At 71.0% G+C, this 18,050-nt stretch carries 18 protein-coding genes and 2 tRNA genes; 8 read left to right on the top strand and 12 right to left on the bottom strand.

Going from position 1 to position 18,050, the window contains the following annotated elements; translation table 11 throughout:
- The first annotated feature begins 9 nt into the window (after positions 1–9).
- The gene (rsgA, locus tag AOJ26_RS10295; RefSeq protein WP_053847925.1) at positions 10–1,020 is read left to right on the top strand and encodes a ribosome small subunit-dependent GTPase A; all 1,011 of its coding nucleotides are present in this window, start codon (positions 10–12) and stop codon (positions 1,018–1,020) included.
- 76 nt (positions 1,021–1,096) lie between these two features.
- A complete protein-coding gene (locus AOJ26_RS10300) occupies positions 1,097–1,420 on the top strand; it encodes a DMT family transporter (protein ID WP_053847926.1) in 324 nt (107 codons plus the stop codon).
- A gap of 6 nt (positions 1,421–1,426) precedes the next feature.
- Here AOJ26_RS10300 and AOJ26_RS10305 read toward each other — a convergent pair whose 3' ends face one another.
- Positions 1,427–2,035, bottom strand: coding sequence for a TetR/AcrR family transcriptional regulator (locus tag AOJ26_RS10305; RefSeq protein WP_053847927.1), 609 nt, complete (start codon positions 2,033–2,035; stop codon positions 1,427–1,429).
- Positions 2,036–2,234: 199 nt separating this feature from the next.
- On the opposite strand from AOJ26_RS10305, the gene hisN reads away from it, so the two are divergent.
- From hisN to AOJ26_RS10320, 3 genes are all read left to right on the top strand, one after another.
- Entirely contained in the window at positions 2,235–3,035 is an 801-nt protein-coding gene (hisN, locus tag AOJ26_RS10310; RefSeq protein ID WP_053847928.1) for a histidinol-phosphatase, read from the top strand.
- A gap of 162 nt (positions 3,036–3,197) precedes the next feature.
- Positions 3,198–3,608, top strand: coding sequence for a cyclic nucleotide-binding/CBS domain-containing protein (locus AOJ26_RS10315; protein WP_053847929.1), 411 nt, complete (start codon positions 3,198–3,200; stop codon positions 3,606–3,608).
- Between the two features lie 75 nt (positions 3,609–3,683).
- Positions 3,684–4,100 (top strand): Fur family transcriptional regulator, encoded by a 417-nt coding sequence (locus AOJ26_RS10320; protein WP_037720110.1) that lies wholly within the window; start codon positions 3,684–3,686, stop codon positions 4,098–4,100.
- A 149-nt stretch (positions 4,101–4,249) separates the two neighbouring features.
- Here AOJ26_RS10320 and AOJ26_RS10325 read toward each other — a convergent pair.
- The 4 genes from AOJ26_RS10325 to AOJ26_RS10340 all read right to left on the bottom strand — a co-directional run bounded on the left by AOJ26_RS10325 (position 4,250) and on the right by AOJ26_RS10340 (position 9,515).
- Positions 4,250–4,323, bottom strand: a tRNA-Met gene (locus tag AOJ26_RS10325).
- Positions 4,324–4,396: 73 nt separating this feature from the next.
- On the bottom strand, positions 4,397–6,205 hold the full coding sequence (locus AOJ26_RS10330) for a tetratricopeptide repeat protein (RefSeq protein WP_053847930.1): 1,809 nt from the start codon (positions 6,203–6,205) through the stop codon (positions 4,397–4,399).
- 205 nt (positions 6,206–6,410) lie between these two features.
- Positions 6,411–6,484: transfer RNA gene (locus tag AOJ26_RS10335), tRNA-Met, on the bottom strand.
- A 55-nt stretch (positions 6,485–6,539) separates the two neighbouring features.
- Complete coding sequence (locus tag AOJ26_RS10340; RefSeq protein ID WP_078959830.1) at positions 6,540–9,515, bottom strand: UPF0182 family protein; 2,976 nt, start codon at positions 9,513–9,515, stop codon at positions 6,540–6,542.
- A 143-nt stretch (positions 9,516–9,658) separates the two neighbouring features.
- Here AOJ26_RS10340 and AOJ26_RS10345 point away from each other — a divergent pair, with 143 nt between their 5' ends.
- On the top strand, positions 9,659–10,201 hold the full coding sequence (locus AOJ26_RS10345; RefSeq protein WP_053847931.1) for a PPA1309 family protein: 543 nt from the start codon (positions 9,659–9,661) through the stop codon (positions 10,199–10,201).
- A 9-nt stretch (positions 10,202–10,210) separates the two neighbouring features.
- Here AOJ26_RS10345 and AOJ26_RS10350 read toward each other — a convergent pair whose 3' ends face one another.
- The 4 genes from AOJ26_RS10350 to AOJ26_RS10360 form a co-directional block, all read right to left on the bottom strand.
- Entirely contained in the window at positions 10,211–11,305 is a 1,095-nt protein-coding gene (locus AOJ26_RS10350) for a PDZ domain-containing protein (RefSeq protein WP_053847932.1), read from the bottom strand.
- A gap of 96 nt (positions 11,306–11,401) precedes the next feature.
- A complete protein-coding gene (locus AOJ26_RS43810) occupies positions 11,402–11,566 on the bottom strand; it encodes a hypothetical protein (RefSeq protein WP_179200268.1) in 165 nt (54 codons plus the stop codon).
- 168 nt (positions 11,567–11,734) lie between these two features.
- Positions 11,735–12,196 carry a molybdenum cofactor biosynthesis protein MoaE gene (locus AOJ26_RS10355; RefSeq protein WP_053847933.1) on the bottom strand — a complete coding sequence of 154 codons (462 nt, stop codon included), beginning with the start codon at positions 12,194–12,196 and terminating at the stop codon, positions 11,735–11,737.
- 169 nt (positions 12,197–12,365) lie between these two features.
- Positions 12,366–13,481 carry an SDR family oxidoreductase gene (locus tag AOJ26_RS10360; RefSeq protein WP_053847934.1) on the bottom strand — a complete coding sequence of 372 codons (1,116 nt, stop codon included), beginning with the start codon at positions 13,479–13,481 and terminating at the stop codon, positions 12,366–12,368.
- Positions 13,482–13,673: 192 nt separating this feature from the next.
- Between AOJ26_RS10360 and AOJ26_RS10365 the strand changes: the two genes are divergently transcribed.
- Both AOJ26_RS10365 and AOJ26_RS10370 read left to right on the top strand, forming a co-directional pair.
- Positions 13,674–15,110 (top strand): zinc-dependent metalloprotease, encoded by a 1,437-nt coding sequence (locus AOJ26_RS10365; RefSeq protein ID WP_053847935.1) that lies wholly within the window; start codon positions 13,674–13,676, stop codon positions 15,108–15,110.
- The gene (locus AOJ26_RS10370) at positions 15,107–15,628 is read left to right on the top strand and encodes an NUDIX hydrolase (protein WP_053847936.1); all 522 of its coding nucleotides are present in this window, start codon (positions 15,107–15,109) and stop codon (positions 15,626–15,628) included. Before AOJ26_RS10365 ends, AOJ26_RS10370 begins: the two co-directional genes overlap by 4 nt.
- A gap of 63 nt (positions 15,629–15,691) precedes the next feature.
- Here AOJ26_RS10370 and AOJ26_RS10375 read toward each other — a convergent pair whose 3' ends face one another.
- The 3 genes from AOJ26_RS10375 to AOJ26_RS10385 all read right to left on the bottom strand — a co-directional run.
- Positions 15,692–16,429: an AIM24 family protein gene (locus tag AOJ26_RS10375; RefSeq protein WP_053847937.1), complete on the bottom strand. Its 738-nt coding sequence runs from the start codon at positions 16,427–16,429 to the stop codon at positions 15,692–15,694.
- Positions 16,430–16,446: 17 nt separating this feature from the next.
- A complete protein-coding gene (locus AOJ26_RS10380) occupies positions 16,447–17,124 on the bottom strand; it encodes an AIM24 family protein (protein WP_053847938.1) in 678 nt (225 codons plus the stop codon).
- 4 nt (positions 17,125–17,128) lie between these two features.
- On the bottom strand, positions 17,129–18,050 hold a 922-nt coding region (locus AOJ26_RS10385; protein WP_234358519.1), incomplete at its 5' end, for an AIM24 family protein.

The following is an 18,050-nucleotide window of genomic DNA, read 5'->3' on the forward strand; positions in this document are numbered from 1 at the left end:
ACGCACGTCATGCGCCGCTACGGCAAGCACACCGACGAGGACGACATCCGCAGCCGCCCCAACCGCAAGGGCAACCGGCCGCGCACGAACATCCGGCCCAAGCACGAGGACGCGTCCTGGGGGATGGTCCTCACCGTCGACCGGGGCCGGCTGACCGTCCTCGTGGACGACCGGATCGTCATGGCCATGAAAGCCCGCGAACTGGGCCGGAAGGCAGCGATCGTGGGCGACCGGGTGGCCCTCGTCGGCGACCTGTCCGGGCAGAAGGACACCCTCGCGCGGATCGTCCGGATCGAGGAGCGCACCTCGGTCCTGCGCCGTACCGCCGACGACGACGATCCCTACGAGCGGGTGGTCGTCGCCAACGCCGACCAGCTCGCCATCGTCACGGCCCTCGCCGACCCGGAACCCCGCCCCCGGCTCATCGACCGCTGCCTGGTGGCGGCCTTCGACGGCGGGCTCACCCCGCTCCTGGTGATGACCAAGTCGGACCTGGCCCCGCCGGACAAACTCCTGGAGCTCTACGGCGATCTGGACATCCCGTACGTCGTCACCAGCCGTGAGGAGCTGGAGAACGGCGACGCGGCGGCCCGGGTGCGCGAGCAGCTCGACGGCAAGATCACGGCGTTCGTCGGCCATTCGGGCGTCGGCAAGACGACCCTCGTCAACGCGCTGGTCCCGGAGGACCGCCGGCGCCTGACCGGCCATGTGAACGCGGTGACCGGCCGCGGCCGCCACACCACGACCTCGGCGCTGGCGCTGCCCCTGGCGGGCGACGACGGCTGGGTGATCGACACTCCGGGCGTACGGTCGTTCGGGCTGCACCACGTGGACCCGTCCCGGGTGATCCACGCCTTCCCCGACCTGGAACCGGGAACCGAGGGCTGTCCGCGCGCGTGCAGTCATGACGAGCCGGACTGCGCGCTGGACCAGTGGGTGGCCGACGGGCACGCCGACCCGGCCCGGCTGTACTCCCTGCGACGCCTGCTCGCGACACGGGAGCGGACCGAGGGGGACTGACCTCCCCGGTGTTTGGGTGTACGAGAGTTCGGTAAGTGCATACTCGCACTGAGCCGGACATACGGGAGGACAGCACATGGCGTGGCTGCTGGTGGTGGTGGCCGGGTTGCTGGAGACCGGTTTCGCCGTGTGTCTGAAGCTCTCCCACGGCTTCACCCGGCTGTGGCCGACGATCGCGTTCTGCATCTTCGCGCTCGGCAGCTTCGGCCTGCTGACCCTGTCCCTGAAGAAGCTGGACGTCGGCCCCGCCTACGCCGTGTGGACCGGGATCGGCGCGGCGGGCACCGCGATCTACGGGATGGTCTTCCTCGACGACCTGGTGTCGACGCTGAAGATCGTGTCGATCAGCCTGGTGATCATCGGGGTGATCGGCCTCCAGCTGTCGGGCTCGTCCCACTAGCACCCGTCACGCGTACTGCCGGTGCAGCGCGCTGCGCACCAGGTCCGCGACCCCGCCCTCGCCGGGAGGGGCGGCCACGCAGGACAGGGCGAGCCGGACGGTGAGCTCGCAGGAGCGGACGAGGTCGGGGACCTCCGACTTGTGGACGCCGGGTCCGGACAGCACGGAGACGGCCCGGTCGCGTACCAGGGCCACGAAGTCGCCGGGCGAGGGCAGCGGTCCGTCGGCCCGGCGCTGCGCCGGTACGGCCGAGGAGGACGGCACGGCCGTGAGCGTCGGCGAGGGCAGCCGCTCGCTCCAGCAGCCGGTGAGCATGGCCCGTACCAGCGCGTTCTCCCGGGCGGACGCGGTGGTCCACTCGGCGGTCGCGGTCAGCCGCTCGCGGGCGTCGCCGTGCCCGGTGAGCGCCCGGTCGACGCCGACGAGGTACCCGTCGGCCTCTCGCCTCACCAGCGCGCGGGCCAGCCCTTCCTTGCTCCCGAACTCGTTGTACAGCGTCTGCCGGGACACTCCGGCCGCCGCCGCGACATCCACCATCCTCACGGCGGACCACGGCCGACGCGCCAACGCCGCATAAGCGGCATCCAGCAGCGATTCCCGCGCAGCAGGCATCATCGCCTCCCAGGGAGCAAGCAGCTCTGCGCCCAGATTTGACGCGCACGGAAGCACTGTCAAGGGTTCGCGGGGACGTAGCCGGGCGCGGGGCCGGCGCGACGCGCCCGCGGCCGCCGCACCACCGGGCCCGGCACGCACGGGGCGTCCACACTCCGGCCCCCGTGGCACCGTACCGACACCGGCAGATACCGTTCCCACCATGCCGGACTACCTCGACGACCTCCGCCTCGCCCACGTCCTCGCGGACGCGGCCGACGCGACGACCATGGACCGCTTCAAGGCACTGGACCTCAAGGTCGAGACAAAGCCGGACATGACCCCGGTCAGTGAGGCGGACAAGGCGGCGGAAGAACTGATCCGCGGCCACCTCAAGCGCGCCCGGCCCCGCGACGCCATCCTCGGCGAGGAGTTCGGCGTCGAAGGCACCGGCCCGCGCCGCTGGGTCGTCGACCCGATCGACGGCACCAAGAACTACGTGCGGGGCGTCCCCGTCTGGGCCACCCTGATCTCCCTGATGGAGGCGGGCGAGGGCGGCTTCCAGCCCGTCGTCGGCGTGGTCTCCGCCCCGGCCCTGGGCCGCCGCTGGTGGGCCGCGAAGGGCCACGGCGCCTTCAGCGGGCGCAGCCTCTCCTCCGCGTCCCGTCTGCACGTCTCCAAGGTGGGCAGGCTGAGCGACGCCTCCTTCGCGTACTCCTCCCTCACCGGCTGGGAGGACCAGGGCCGGCTGGGCGGCTTCCTGGACCTGACCCGCGAGGTGTGGCGCACGCGCGCGTACGGCGACTTCTGGCCGTACATGATGGTCGCCGAGGGCTCGGTCGACCTCTGCGCGGAGCCCGAGCTCTCCCTGTGGGACATGGCCGCCAACGCCATCGTCGTCACGGAGGCCGGCGGCACCTTCACCGGCCTGGACGGCCGCCCCGGCCCGCACAGCGGCAACGCCGCCGCGTCCAACGGACTGCTGCACGACGAGTTCCTGGGCTATCTCAACGAGCGCTACTGAGACGCACTCCCGCGGAGCCCGTCTGAGCGCGTGCGCCCTCAATCGGCGGCGCACGCCCTCTTGTTGACCCTCGCTTTACCTGCGACTCTGAGAGGACCCTCATTTGTGAACTTGTGAACCAATGAACGAACTCATTGGTTCCCAGGAGGTGACTGCGAACCCATGCTCGTCCGCGACGCCATGAGCACGGTGGTCCTCACCATCGGCCCCGCCCACACTCTCCGCCAGGCCGCCGCCCTGATGTCCGCCCGCCGGGTGGGCGCGGCCGTGGTCCTCGATCCCGACGGCACCGGCACCGGCATTCTGACCGAGCGCGACATCCTGAACTCCGTGGGGCTGGGCCAGAGCCCGGACACGGAGTACGCCCACGCCCACACCACCACCGACGTCGTCTTCGCCACCCCGGCCTGGACCCTGGAGGAGGCCGCGCAGGCGATGGCGCATGGCGGCTTCCGGCATCTCATCGTGCTCGACGACGGCGAGCCCGCGGGCATCGTCTCGGTGCGCGACATCATCCGCTGCTGGGCACCTGCACGGCAGCGGGTAGCGGCCGGCACCGGTGCACCACATTAGACTCAATCCAAATCGAGCAGCTCTCCAAACTCACACCCGTTCGGATTCTGGTCTCCGGCTGTTAGTCTGGTGAGCATGAGCGACCTTCTGGAACGACTGCGCGGCCGTGGCTGGCGGATGACCGCACAACGGCGCGTCGTGGCCGAGGTCCTCGACGGCGAACACGTCCACCTGACGGCCGACGAGGTCCACGCACGCGCCGTGGCCAAGCTGCCCGAGATCTCCCGGGCGACCGTCTACAACACGCTGGGCGAGCTGGTCTCCCTCGGCGAGGTGCTCGAGGTCGCCACCGACAAGCGCGCCAAGAGGTACGACCCGAACGCCCACCGGCCGCACCACCACCTGGTCTGCGCCCAGTGCGGCGCCATCCGGGACGTGCACCCCACGGGCAACCCGATGGCCGACCTGCCCGACTCGGAGCGGTTCGGCTTCACCGTCTCGGACGTCGAGGTGACGTACCGGGGCGTGTGCCCGAACTGCGCGGCGGCGTAACAGCTCGCACCGGAGCCCCGGCGACCCTCGCGGACGCCGGGGCTCCGTGCTGCCCGCGGGCCTTCTGCGTGGGCCGGAAGCAGTGAGGTTCCGGCCCCGACAAACACCGAGGGCCGGAACCCTTTCGGATTCCGGCCCTCGGCCTTCAGTAGCGGGGACAGGATTTGAACCTGCGACCTCTGGGTTATGAGCCCAGCGAGCTACCGAGCTGCTCCACCCCGCGTCGATGAATGCAACGTTACGTGAAGGATGAGGCCAGAGGCAAATCGCTGTGCCGAGGTCTCCCTCACACACCGTCACGCCGACAGTTCCTCACGCAGCGCGTCCCGCAGCCGGGCCGCCCGCTCCGAGACCTCCTCGGGCCCCAGGGCCACCGCGCGGTCGGCCCACCGCTGCCCCTCGGCCAGCTCTCCCCGACGCGCGTAGACCAGGGCCAGCCGCAACGCCGCCCGTCCGTGCCCGGCGTCGGCGGCCCGGGCCCACCACACGGCGGCCTCGGGCTCGCTGCCCTCCCGGGCGAGCAGCAGCCCCAGGTTGAACGCGCCGTTGCGGGACCCCGCCTCCGCGGCTTCCCGGTACCAGCGGGCCGCCTCGACGACGTCGCCCCGCGCGGCCGCGAGCATGCCCACCCGCACCTGGGCCCGGCGGTGCCCCTGCGTGGCCGCCCGCTCGTACCACTCCTCGCACTCGCTCTTCTCCTCGTGCACCGGCTCCCCGAGGGAGTGCGCGGGCACCGGCGGCCGCCGGGCGTCCAGCACGGTAGCCAGCCGGTACGCGGCCTCCGCGCTGCCGCCGCCCGCCGCACAGCGCAGGTGCCGCTCGGCGCCGGCCTCGTCGCCCTCCCGCAGCCGGGCGATGCCCACCTGGAGTGCGGCCTCGGTGTGCCCGGCGGCGGCGGCCCGCTCGTACCAGCGCAGCGCCACGGCGTCCTCGCCCCGCCCGGCGAACAGGATGCCGAGGTTGAACGCGGCGTCCACGCTGCCGGCCTCCGCGGCCTTGGAGAACCAGGGCTCGGCCCCGGCCGTGTCCCCGCCCTGGAGCAGCAGGATGGCGAGCGCGTTGGCCGCCTCCCGGTGCCCCGCGTAGGCGGCCCGGCGGTACCACTGCTCGGCCTGCGCGGTCCGCCCCTGCTCGGCGCAGAGCAGCCCGAGGTTGTACGCGCCGTTGTCGTCACCGGCGTCCATCGCGGCCCGGTACCACCGCTCGGCGGTCTGCGGCTCGCCGCGCTCGGCGTGCAGGGCGCCCAGCGCGTTGGCCGCGTTGCCGTCGCCGTCCTGGGCGGCGCGCAGCCACCACACGGCGGCGCTCTCGGTGTCACCGGCGTCCCGCAGCAGGAAGCCGAGCGCGCAGGCGGCCCGCGCCTCACCGTCCTTCGCGGACGTCAGGTACCAGCGCCCGGCCTCCTTGAGGGCACCGCGCCGCTCCAGGATCGCCCCGAGATGCAGCGCCGCCCGGCGGTGACCGCGCGCGGCGGCCTGCCGGTACCACAGCTCGGCCTCGGCCCCGGCGCCGTGGTCCTCGCCCACGTCGCCCTCGGGAACCAGTCGGCGGTCGAGCGTGCGGGCCAGCCGGTAGGCCGCCTCCCGGTGGCCCCGCTCGGCGGCGATCCGCATCCACTGCTCGGCGCCCGCGTCGCCGCGGTGCTCCAGCAGGTCGGCGAGCGCGTAGGCGCCCAGCGCGTGCCCCTGCTCGGCGGACTGGCGCAGCCAGTACTCGGCGGCGGGCTCGTCGCCCCGCTCGCGGTGGTGGCGGCCCAGCGCGTGCGCGGCCGCGGCGGAACCGGCGACGGCCGCGATCCGCCACCAGCCGGCGGCGTCGTCGGCGTATCCGCGCTGGTGCAGCAGGACTCCCAGGTTGTTGGCGGCGGCCCGGTCGCCGGCGGCGGTGGCGGCACGCAGATGGGGCTCGGCTCCGTCGAGATCGCCGCGGCGCAGCAGGAGGGCGCCGAGGACGCTCATCGCCTCGACGTCACCGGCTTCGGCGGCCAGGCGCTGCCGGACCTCCTCGGCGGCGTCGTCAGTCGCCTCCCCGGCCCCGTCCCGCCCGGAAGGTTGCACAAAACGCCCTGTCTCGAACAGAGTTGCCTTGTCCCCCATAACGTCCATCGTCGCACCACCTGCAACCTGGGTACACCTGGTATACCGCAGCCAGTGAGGTCACTTCAGCGTTTTGTCGACATGCCCACAGAACGACAAGTGAAACACAGTCGCCCCCAACTGCCCCCGGCGGCGCGGCCGTCAGGACCTCGGCACATGCGTTCGCACATCACGAAGGCCCGGATCCTGAAAGGATCCGGGCCTTCGATTCCAGTAGCGGGGACAGGATTTGAACCTGCGACCTCTGGGTTATGAGCCCAGCGAGCTACCGAGCTGCTCCACCCCGCGCCGTTGTGTTGCAACCGTATCACGGCGCGGAGGTGGGCGTTCGGCCGGCGGTTGATCAGCCGCCGGGGCTGCTGCTCGGGCTCGGACTGCCACTGGGTTTCGGGCTGCTGCTGGGCTTCGCGCTGCTGCCGCTCTTGTCCGCCGCGGCCTGCGCGTCCTCCGCCCGCTTGAGCGCGGCCTCCAGATCCGCCTGGGCCCTGCCGTACGCCTCCCAGTCGCCCTTCTTCAGGGCTTCCTGGCCGGCCTCGAAGGCCTTCTGGGCGTCGTCCAGCGCCTGTTGGACCGTCGGGTCGCTGGAGGCCGGCGGCGGCTTGGTGGTCGTCCCGCCGTCGTCGTCCGGTGGCTCGGTGGTCGAACCGCTCGCTCCGAACACCTTGTTCAGCGCTTCGTCGAGGGTGTCCTCGAAGGCGGTGTTGCCGCCGTAGGTCACCAACACCTTCCGCAGCAGCGGGTACTTGAGTCCACCACCGCGTACGTAGACCGGCTCCACGTAGAGCAGTCCTCCGTCGAGCGGCACCGTCAGGAGATTGCCGTACTCCACATTGGAGTCGCCCCGGTTGAGGAGGCTGATGGTCTCGGCGATGTCCTGTTCGGAGTTGAACTGGCTCTGCACCTGTTTGGGCCCGTTGACCGTGGTGTTGGTCGGCAGTTTCAGGATTCTGATCTTGCCGTAGTCGCTGGTGCCCGCCTCGGCGTCGACCGACATGAACGCGCTGAGGTTGTCCCGGCCGTTGGGCGTGAACGTCGTCGTGAGCGAGAACGCCTGCGCCTTCTGGTCGGGCATCTTCATGCTCAGGTAGTACGGCGGCACCGCGTCGCCCGACTTGTTGGTCGGGTCGTCCGGCACCTGCCACACCTCGCTGCCGCTGAGGAAGGTGTCCGCGTCCTCGACGTGGTAGCGCGCCAGCAGTTCACGCTGGACCTTGAACAGGTCCTGCGGGTACCGCAGATGGGCCATCAGGTCGGTGGAGATCTCCTTCTTCGGCTCCACCGTGCCGGGGAACGCCTTCATCCAGGTCTTGAGGACCGGGTCCTTGGTGTCCCACTGGTAGAGCTTGACCTCGCCGGTGTACGCGTCGACGGTCGCCTTCACCGAGTTGCGGATGTAGTTGACCTGGTTCTGCTGGGCCACCACCGCCCGCTGGTTGTTCGTCGCGGTCAGCGAGTCGGCCGTGGTGTCACCGAGGGTCGTGCGCGAGGAGTACGGATATCCGTTGGTCGTCGTGTAGGCGTCGACGATCCACTGGATCTTGCCGCCCACCACCGCCGGGTAGGCGTCGCCGTCGATGGTCAGCCAGGGGGCGACCGCCTCGACGCGCTGCTTGGGCGTGCGGTTGTACAGGATCCGCGAGCCCTCGCCGATCGCTCCGGAGTAGAGGATCTGCGGCTCGCTGAACGCCACCGCGTACGCGGCCCGGTTGACCGGGCTGGAGAGGTTGACCCCGCTCTTGGCCTTGTAGCTGTAGGTCTTCTCGCCGGAGTCGTCGGAGTAGTCGATCTCCTTCTGGGGACCGCCGACGATCGAGTAGGTGGTGGTCTTCTCGCCGTAGTACACGCGCTGCTGGTACGTCCCGAGGTCGCCCTGGGAGGGCAGGTTGGACTCGGTGAAGACCGGGCGGCCCTCGTCGTCGGCCTCGGTGCCCTTGGCGGCGACCACGCCGTAGCCGTGCGTGTAGCGGAAGTGGTCGTTGATCCAGTTGTTCTTCGGGATGCCGGCGAGGTTCAGCTCGCGCAGCCCGATGACCGTGTCCTGATCCCCGGCGTTCTTGCCGTCCTTGCTGTACCGGTCGACGTCCAGGTTGGTCGGGAACGCGTAGTAGTTACGCATCTGCTGGAGCTGCTGGAACGTCGGCGAGACCACGTTGGGGTCCACGACCCGGATGCTGGCCGTGGCGTCGACGTCGTCGCGCAGCTTGGTCTTGTCCGTGGTGGTGGACTTGCCGTCGTACTCGGTGACCGAGGCGTCGTCGATGCCGTAGGCCTCGCGCGTCGCCTTGAGGTTCTTCTCGACGTACGGCGCTTCCTTGGCCTGCTCGTTCGGCTGGACCTGGAACTTCTGGACGATCGCGGGGTAGAGGCCGCCGATGAGGATCGCCGAGAGCACCATCAGGCCGAAGCCGATCACCGGGAGCTGCCAGGTGCGCCGCCACAGGGTGGCGAAGAACAGCAGCGCGCAGATGACCGCGATGCAGAACAGGATCGTCTTGGCGGGCAGATAGGCGTTCGCGTCGACGTACCTGAGACCGGTCCAGCTGTCGGTCGCCTTGAAGTCGCTGGACTTGACCGCCAGGCCGTACCGGTCGAGCCAGTACGCGACGGCCTTCAGGGCGACGAAGACGCCGAGCAGCACCGACAGGTGGCCGGTCGCGGCGGCCGTGGCCCGCGCGCCCGGGGAGGTGATCCGCAGACCGCCGTACAGGTAGTGGGTGAGCGCGGCGGCGATCACCGAGAGGATCGCGGCGGCGAAGCCGAAGCCGAGCAGGAACCGGTACCAGGGCAGGTCGAAGGTGTAGAAGGAGATGTCGAGGTGGAACTGCGGGTCCTTCTCGCCGAAGGAGACGCCGTTGACCCACATCAGCCAGGTCCGCCACTGGCTGGAGGCGGAGGCGCCGGCGATCAGGCCCACCAGGGAGACGATCCCGAGCAGCAGCCACTTCTTGTACGGCGCGATGCCCATCCGGTAGCGGTCGAGGTTCTGCTGCTCCATCGACATGGCGCTCAGCGGCGGGCGCAGCCGGTGGGCCAGCCAGATGTTGAAGCCGACCGCGAGGGCCATCAGCAGACCGAAGACGAAGAACAGCCCGATCTTGGTCCACAGGGTGGTGGTGAACACGGACGAGTAGTTCACCGAGCGGTACCAGAGCCAGTCCGTCCAGAAGCCCGCGAACATGGTGAACGCCATGCCGAGGACGGCAAGGACGCCCAGCGTCATGAGCAGGGTCCGGGCACGCCGGGACGGGCGGCCCACTCTCATCCGCGGCCCCGTCGGGCCTCCGCCGCGGTCCGGCATCTGGAAAGCCAAGGTGCGCACCTCGAAGTTCGCTGTCGATCCGTCAGGCCCTCGTGTTCGCGGGCCCTGCATGGCCCCCCGTGATCGCGGGCCCACACCTATGCAACTTACTCACCGTTTACTCGGTTCCCGATTCCGGTCACGAACGAGGCAGGATTGTGACCATGTCCAACACCCCCATGGCGGCGAACCCGCTCACCCGGGCCGTTCTCGAGATCGACGAGTACGCCTCCGGCCTCGGCTGGGACCAGCCCGCCCGTCTCTTCGCCCTCGTCGACACCGCCCGGCTGCGCGCCCAGGAACCCGCTCTCGCGAGCCAGCTCGGTCTCCAGGAGGGGCAGGAGTCCGCGGGCTTCACCCCCATCGAGCAGGAGGAGATTCCCGCGGGCAAGCCGCTCGACGAGTTCCTCGGCACCATCGCCTGGCCCGACGCGGTCGTCGGCTGCGCGCTCACCGTGGAGCGCCTGATGCTGCCGCCGTCGGCCGAGGCGTCCGTCCCGCAGGGGCTGACCGAGGCCAAGCTGGCGAAGTGGGTCGCCGGGCACCCGGACCGCCAGGAGGTCCGGATGACGGTCGCGGTCCTGCGCGACGGCAGGCGCGACTCGGCTCTGCGGCTGCGCGAGAAGGACTCCCCCACCGAGGTCCTCACGGGCGGTGACCTGGTGCCGGGTCTGGCGGAGGCGCTGTCGGCGACCTTCGCGGAGTAGCCGCCGCGGTTATCCCTCGGTGCACTTCGGCAGGTCGGACGTCCTGCCCTCGCGGATGTCCTTGAGCGCGCCGAGGGCGTCCCCGATGGTGTTCACCTTGACCAGGGTGAGCCCGCCCGGGGTGTCCTTGGCGGCGGCCGCGCAGTTGTCGGCGGGCGTCAGGAAGTACTGGGCGCCCTTGTCGCGGGCGCCGACCGTCTTCATCTCGATGCCGCCGATCGGGCCGACCTTGCCGTCGTCGTCGATCGTCCCGGTGCCGGCGACGAACCTGCCGCCGGTGAGGCTGCCCGGGGTGAGCTTGTCGTAGATGCCGAGCGCGAACATGAGGCCGGCGCTCGGGCCGCCGACGTCGGCGAGCTTGATGTCGATGGTGAACGGGAAGGTGTGGTCGGTCCCGGCCGCGATCCCGACGACGGCGCGCTTCTCGCCCTCGTCGTCGGACGCCCTGGTGGTGATCGTGACCTTCTCGGTCTTCGTGGCCGTCCGGCGCGCCTTCTCGGCGGCGGCCTGCTCCTTCGCGGGCACGATCGTGAACACGACGTCCTCACCGGGCTTGTGCTTGGTCACCAGCTTGGCGACGTCGCCGGGCGCCTTCACCGCCGTACCGTCGACGGCCTTGATCACGTCACCGGCGTGGAGCCGGCCCTCGGACGGGGAGTCCTTGACGACGGTCGAGACGATCACCCAGGACTGCACCGGGACGTCCAGTTCCTTCAGCGCGGCGACCTTGGCGCTCTCCTGGGACTGGCTGAACTCCTCGGCGTTCTCCTGGGTCGACTGCTCCTCGGTCTTGCCGTCCGGGTAGAGGGTGTCGTGCGGCACGACCTTGTTGTCGTGCGCGAGCCAGCCGTACACGGCCTCGACGAGGTTCATCTTGTAGTCGGCGCTGGTGACCCGGACGGTGGTCATGTTGAGGTGACCGCTCGTCGGATACGTCTTGCGGCCGGAGATCTGCAGCACCGGCTCGCCGCCGTGGTCCCCGAGCGTGTTCACCGTGGGGCCCGGTGACATCTCGGCGTAGGGCACGTTGATGAAGACTCCCGCGCAGAGGAGCGCGATCAGCATCAGTGTGGAGGCGAGCATCGTCGCGGTGCGGCGTGGCATGGCATGACAGTACGGGACGCACCTGTCAGAGCTTCGTCAGGGCGCCGCCGTCCCGTGGACGTCAGGTGCGGAGTGCGCTCAGGTGCCGGGGTGCGGTCAGGTGCCGGAGTGCGACTTCTCCATCGCGGCACGGAAACGGGCGTAGCCGTCGAGCTCGGGGCCGTCGCTGCGCGCCTTCCGGGTCCGGTTGGCCCAACTGCCCCACAGCCCCCCGAGGACAGCGGCCAACAACGGAATCAACAACCAGACGAGCGCCCCCATGCCGACCTCCCGACCCCACACTGAGCCACCGCAGCGAACTGACTGATCAGCAGATTAACCATCCGCACTGACAACGCTCACGCCAGGGGTGCGGTTACGCAACCGGAGGGGTGAAGGAAGGGTTCAGCAGACGCCGACGGCGGGCTCAGCAGGGCGCCGACGGCGGGCTCAGCAGGCGCCGACCCATTCCTCCGTACCGTCAGAAAACGTCTGGTGCTTCCAGATCGGCACCTCGTGCTTGAGATCGTCGATCAGTTTCCGGCAGGCGTCGAAGGCCTCGCCCCGGTGCGGGCAGGAGACGGCGACGACGACGGCGAGGTCCCCGACCCCGAGGTCCCCCACGCGGTGCACGGCGGCGAGGGCCCGCACCGGGAACTCGGCGACGACCTTCTCGGCGACCCTGCGCAGTTCGGCCTCGGCACTGGGGTGGCACGAGTACCCGAGCCTGTCGACGTCGGCGCCCCCGTCGTGGTTCCTGACGGTCCCGACGAACAGGGCGGTCCCCCCGGCCGCGTCGTCCCCGACGGCCTGGAAGACCTCGTCGAGGGAGAGGGGGGTGTCACGGATGGCGAGAAGCTTGATGGGCTCGTCGGCGGTCTGCTCACCGGGGTGATCGAAGGTGGGTGCCATACGTCCATCGTGCCGCACGTGGCGATCCACCAGGAATAGAGCTTTCATACAGGCGGGCACATCATGTCACCGGTGCATACGCCAACCCTCAGGGGCGCGGGGAACTGCGCGACCAGCCACAGCGCACCCGCAGCCGCCCGCCCGCCTCCCGCGGCACTCCCTCAAGCGCTCAGATCCGCCGCCGAGCCTTCCGCGCCCGCCGCACCACCGCCGCCGCACCCAGCAGCGCGACCGTCGCACCCGCCGCGCCCGCCGCCGTCGCGTCCTTGCGCCCCAGCCGCCGCCCGGCGACCGTGTGCCGTCCGGCGACCTCCTCCAGCAGCTCAGCAAGGACCTCCTCGTTGGTCCACCGCGGCCGCCATCCGGCGTCGTGCAGCCGGCTCCCGCTCACCACCCAGGGGTACATCGTGTACGCCAGGTCCCCCGCGGGGGACGGCGTCAGCCCGATCCGGTGCAGCCGGGCCGCGGCCCCCAGCGCGACCGCCGACGGCAGCTCCATCCGGCGGATCCCGCTGAGCTCCTCGATCTCCTCCTGCTCCAGCCACCCGTCGCACCCGACGGCGAGCTCCCCGTCGACCTTCTCCAGGACGGCGTGCTCCAGAGCGCTGCACAGGTCCTCGACGTGGCAGAACTGCCAGGCCGGCCGGGACCCGGCCACGACCAGCAGCCGCGGAGACTCGAAGTACCGGGTCAGAGCGGTGTCGGTACCGCCGCCGACCAGCACGGCAGGGCGTACGACGGTGACGTTGAGCCCGGGGTGCGCGCGGGGCGCCCGCCGTGCGAGCCGTTCGATCTCCAGCAGGTCCCCGACCCCGGTCGCCTCCGCGGTGGCCCGCAGTTCGGCGTCCTCCGACAGGGGCAGCTCGTTGTCCGGCAGCGCCCCGTAGACCATCGCGGAGGTGCACAGCACGACCCGGTGCACACCCGCGGCCGCGGCGGCGGTCAGCACGGTCTGCGTCCCGCGCACGTTGTAGGCCGTACGCGCCGCGGGGTCGGTCTCCAGGTCGAGGTCGAGCGCCAGATGCACCACCACGTCGGCCCCGCGCAGCTTCTCCGCGATGGCGGGATCCCGTACGTCCAGGATGTGCCACTGCGCCGCGGCGCACTCACCGCGCCGCTCGTCCAGCGCGATGACCTGCTTGATCTCCTCCGAGGCGGCGAGCCGCTCGGTGAGCAGCGCTCCGACGCCGGACGCGGCACCGGTGACCGCGACGACTGGCCCGCGCGTGGCGGGATTGGTTGACTGGTTTCGCGCTGCGCGAACCTGCGGATCAGGGGAACTCACCGGGCGTCTCCAGCGGTTGTCTTCAGTAGGAACGCGAGTGACGCGTACGTACCAGGTGGCATCCATCCTGCCGCAGGCGGAGAGTCGGCGGAGCACCGAGGCCCCGACGGCCGTCGGTGTCTACGCTGGGGGGTGTTATCGGGCAGCCGCGCCGCCGGAGGCAACCGGTGGCCTTACCAGCCGAGGAATCCCGTGAGTGACACCCCATTCGGATTCGGCCTTCCGCCGGAGGAGCCGGACGACGGCGACGAGGGCAAGAAGAAGGACCAGCAGAGCGGTGGTGGTCAGGGACCGGCCAACCCGTTCGGTTTCGGCGCTCTGCCCGGAGCCGGAGGCTTTGGCGGCCCCGGTGGTCCTGGTGCCGACAATCCGCTCGCTGCCATGTTCGGATCGCTGAACCCCACCGACCTGGGCGCCGCCTTCCAGCAGCTCGGCCAGATGCTCTCGTACGAGGGCGGCCCGGTGAACTGGGACATGGCCAAGCAGATCGCCCGGCAGACGGTCTCCCAGGGGACCTCGGACGGCACCAAGGACGCGAGCATCGGCCCCGCCGAGCGCACCGCGGTCGAGGAGGCCGTGCGCCTGGCGGACCTGTGGCTCGACGACGCGACGTCGCTGCCGTCCGGGGCGGGCTCCGCGGTGGCGTGGTCCCGCGCGGAGTGGGTCGAGGCGACCCTGCCCGCGTGGAAGGAGCTCGTCGACCCGGTCGCCGAGCGGGTCGGCACCGCCATGGGCGACGTCCTGCCCGAGGAGATGCAGGCCATGGCGGGCCCGCTGATCGGCATGATGCGCTCGATGGGCGGCGCCATGTTCGGCACCCAGATCGGGCAGGCCGTCGGCGTGCTCGCGGGCGAGGTCGTCGGCTCCACCGACATCGGCCTGCCGCTGGGCCCGGCGGGCAAGGCCGCGCTGCTGCCGGTGAACATCGAGGCCTTCGGCAAGGACCTGGGCGTCCCCAAGGACGAGGTGCGGCTGTATCTCGCCCTGCGCGAGGCCGCCCACCAGCGCCTCTTCGCACACGTGCCGTGGCTGCGCTCGCACCTGTACGGCGCGGTCGACGGCTACGCGCGCGGGATCAAGGTCGACACCGCCAAGCTGGAGGACGTGGTCGGCCAGTTCGACCCGCAGAACCCGGAGCAGCTTCAGGACGCGCTCCAGCAGGGCATGTTCCAGCCGGAGGACACCCCGGAGCAGAAGGCGGCCCTGGCCCGTCTGGAGACGGCTCTGGCGCTGGTGGAGGGCTGGGTGGACGCGGTGGTCCACGCGGCCGCCAAGCCCCGTCTGTCGTCCGCGGACGCGCTGCGCGAGACGCTGCGCCGCCGGCGTGCCTCGGGCGGCCCCGCCGAGCAGACCTTCGCCACGCTGATCGGCCTGGAGCTGCGCCCGCGCCGGCTGCGGGACGCCTCCCGGCTGTGGGCCTCGCTCACGGACGCGCGCGGTGTCGACGGCCGTGACGGTCTGTGGGCCCACCCGGACATGCTGCCGACCGCGTCCGACCTGGACGACCCGGACGGCTTCGTGCACCGCGAGCAGCTCGACTTCTCCGAGCTGGACAAGATGCTCGGCGAGGCGGCGGACGGCAAGCCCGACCTGAGGAAGAAGGACGACTCCGAGGACGACTCCGAGTGAGCCTGCACGACGAAGCGGTCCTCGTGCTCAAGGGGTACGAGGACCAGGAGGAGCTGCGGCAGGCCTACCTGGACCATCTCGCGGCCCACCCGGACGGCGTGTGGAAGTCCTGCGAGGCGGGGCACATCACGGCGAGTGCCCTGGTGATCGACCCGTCACGCGGTCAGGTCCTGCTCACCCTCCACAAGAAGTTGCGGATGTGGCTCCAGATGGGCGGTCACTGCGAGCCGGCCGACCCGTCCCTGGAGGCGGCGGCCCTGCGCGAGGCGACGGAGGAGTCGGGCGTCGCGGGGCTGGCCCTGCTGCCCGGCGGCCCGGTCCGCCTGGACCGGCACCCCATCCCGGCGCCCTGTCACTGGCACTTCGACGTCCAGTACGCCGCCCTCGCCCCGGCGGGCGCCGTGGAGGCGATCAGCGAGGAGTCCCTCGACGTGCGCTGGTTCGCCTACGACGAGGTCGCGGGCGTGGCGGACGAGTCCGTCGTACGCCTGCTGGAAGCGACGCGCGCGAGGCTTTGAGCGTCTTCTCGGCGCATGTGTAAGGGGCGCCCGGCAATGGCGGGCGCCCCTTACACATGCTGACTAGCTGTTGCTGCCCCCGAGGGAGTTGCCGCGCATGCCGAACTGGCCGAGCACCCCGCCGTTGCGCATGCCCTGCGGCGGCAGGAGCTCGCTGGGCTGGACCAGGACGTGGCCGGTGCCGCCGAAGTGCATCTCCCAGCCCTCGCCGGTGGTGCCCCTGCGGCGCCACACGCCCGAGGTGGAGGTGGGCGCCTGGAGCTGGGTGCGCAGGGACGTGGACCAGGCGATGACGGCGTCGGAGTCGACGCAGACGTTCTTGTCGGGTCCGACCTCCAGGACCAGCGGCTCGCCCGAGGTCATCAGCACGACCTGCCCGGAGCCGGACAGCTCCAGGTTGTAGGCGCCCGCGGCGGCCACCTCGACGGCGCTGTCCACGGCGACGATGCCGACGCCCAGGGAGCCGTCGAAGGCGAGGACGTAGGAGCTGTCGACGGTGATGCCGCGGCCGACCTCCATGATGTGCAGGTGCTGGGCGAGGTTCGCCAGGTAGACGATGCCGTTGCCCTTGCAGCGCATGAGGTCCAGGCCCTCGCCGGTCATCCGCTCGACGTTGCGCCAGCTGCGGTTGCGGTACTGGCTGTCGAACTCGACCTGCCCCTCGAAGGCCACCATGGCCCCCTGCCGGGCGAGCACGGGGCTGCTGCCCTGGGTGACGTCGGTCTTCAGGAGCTGCGGGTTCTGCAGGGTGTAGCGCCCGGTCGACTCGACCGGGACATGTGCGAAGAGTGTGCTGTGCATGGTGCTAGGTGCTCCCCTCAGCCCCGGATCTTGAATCGGTCGCCGGTGTCCTCGCTCGGCTGGACGACCACGAAGCCCTGCCCCTTGAAGCCGATCTGGAAGGCCTCGCCGCTGCCGCGGCCGATGAGGGCGCTCGCCTTGATGGTGCGGCGGGCCTTCATCTCCAGGCCGGTCGTCCAGGCGACGAGCGCGTCCGGGTCGACGTACGTCTCGCGTTCGGCGCAGTCCAGGGCCATCGGGATGCCCCGGCTGACCAGGGCGACCCAGCCGGTGCCCTTGATGACGAGGTTGGTCAGTCCGGAGCCGGAGAGCTTGGCGAGCCCCTTGACCGGCTCGATGGCCAGTTCCAGCGAGGCGTCGCAGGCCAGCAGGGTGGCGCCGTTGACCGAAAGGGCCTCGCCGTTCAGGTGCAGGACGAGGATGTCGCCGCCGTAGTCGGCGAGGTACAGGTCGCCGTCGCCGCGGGCCAGCATCAGCCGGCCGCCCTCTCCGGTGACCATCTCCTCCGCCGAGCGGCGCAGGCTCGCGGGCGCCCCGTCGAACTGCACATAGCCGTCGTAGGCGATCATCGAGCCGGCCTTGGCGATCAGGTCCTGCCCGGTGACCATGGTGACCTTGAGCGTCTTGGAGCTGTGCACACTCATGCGGACGCCGGTCGCGGCGGCGCGGTGCGCACTCAGAGTCTGGGAGTCCATGGCCTCACACCTCGAAGGGCTGTACGACGACGAAGTTGCCGGGGGCGCCGCGGAACTGGAGGTTCACGGCCTCGGTGGTCTGCCGGGCGTACCCGGATCGGCGCAGCCTGAGCGAGGTCGTGGTGACTGCCTGGGCACCGGCGGACCAGGCGATGACGGCGTTGCCGTCGACGTAGGTGGCCGCGCCGACGGGCAGGACGACGGGCACGCCGCGGGTCTTGACGACGACCGCGCCGGTGCCGGAGAAGAGCATGCTGAAGAAGCCTCCGCCGGGCAGTCCCGCGCCCTCGATGCGGCGGACCTCGGTCTCCAGCGTCTCGTCGAAGGCCAGCACGCCCTGGGCGCTGGTGTAGAGCTGCTCGCCCTGGAGGCGGATCACGAAGACCCGGCTGGCCTCGTCGGCGAGGAACACCTCGCCGTTGCCGGTGCACCGCATCAGGGACATGCCCTGTCCGGTGAGCGCGCCGGTGAGCTTGCCGAGGAGGCCGGAGCCCTTGTGGGCGAAGTCGATGTCGCCCTGGTAGGCGACCATGCTGCCCTGCTTGGCGAGGATGGGCGCGTCCTTGGTGAGGGTGGCCCGCACCAGGTTGGCGTTCTGCTCGGTCCAGCGGTCGCCGACGGGGGCTTCCGCGTACTTCGTCAGCACGACCCGGACGTTGGCCTCGGGCGGCACGGGGGCGAGCTGGGTGCCGCCGCCGAAGGGCTGTGCCTGGCCCGGGAAGGCTCCCGGCGCAACGGGGGGCGCGAACTGGCCGGCGACGGCGCCCGGCGGCGTGAACTGTCCCGCGGGTGCGCCGGGAGGCGCGTACTGACCCGCCGGCGGGGCTCCGGGCGGTGTCGGGGTCTGCCCCGGAGGAGTGAACATCTGCGGGCTCGTCGGCGCGGCCGGGGCGGGCGCGGCGGCCGTCGGAGCGGTGTGCACGGAC

It is taken from the genome of Streptomyces sp. NRRL B-24085 (assembly GCF_001282115.1).
Classification (GTDB): domain Bacteria; phylum Actinomycetota; class Actinomycetes; order Streptomycetales; family Streptomycetaceae; genus Streptomyces.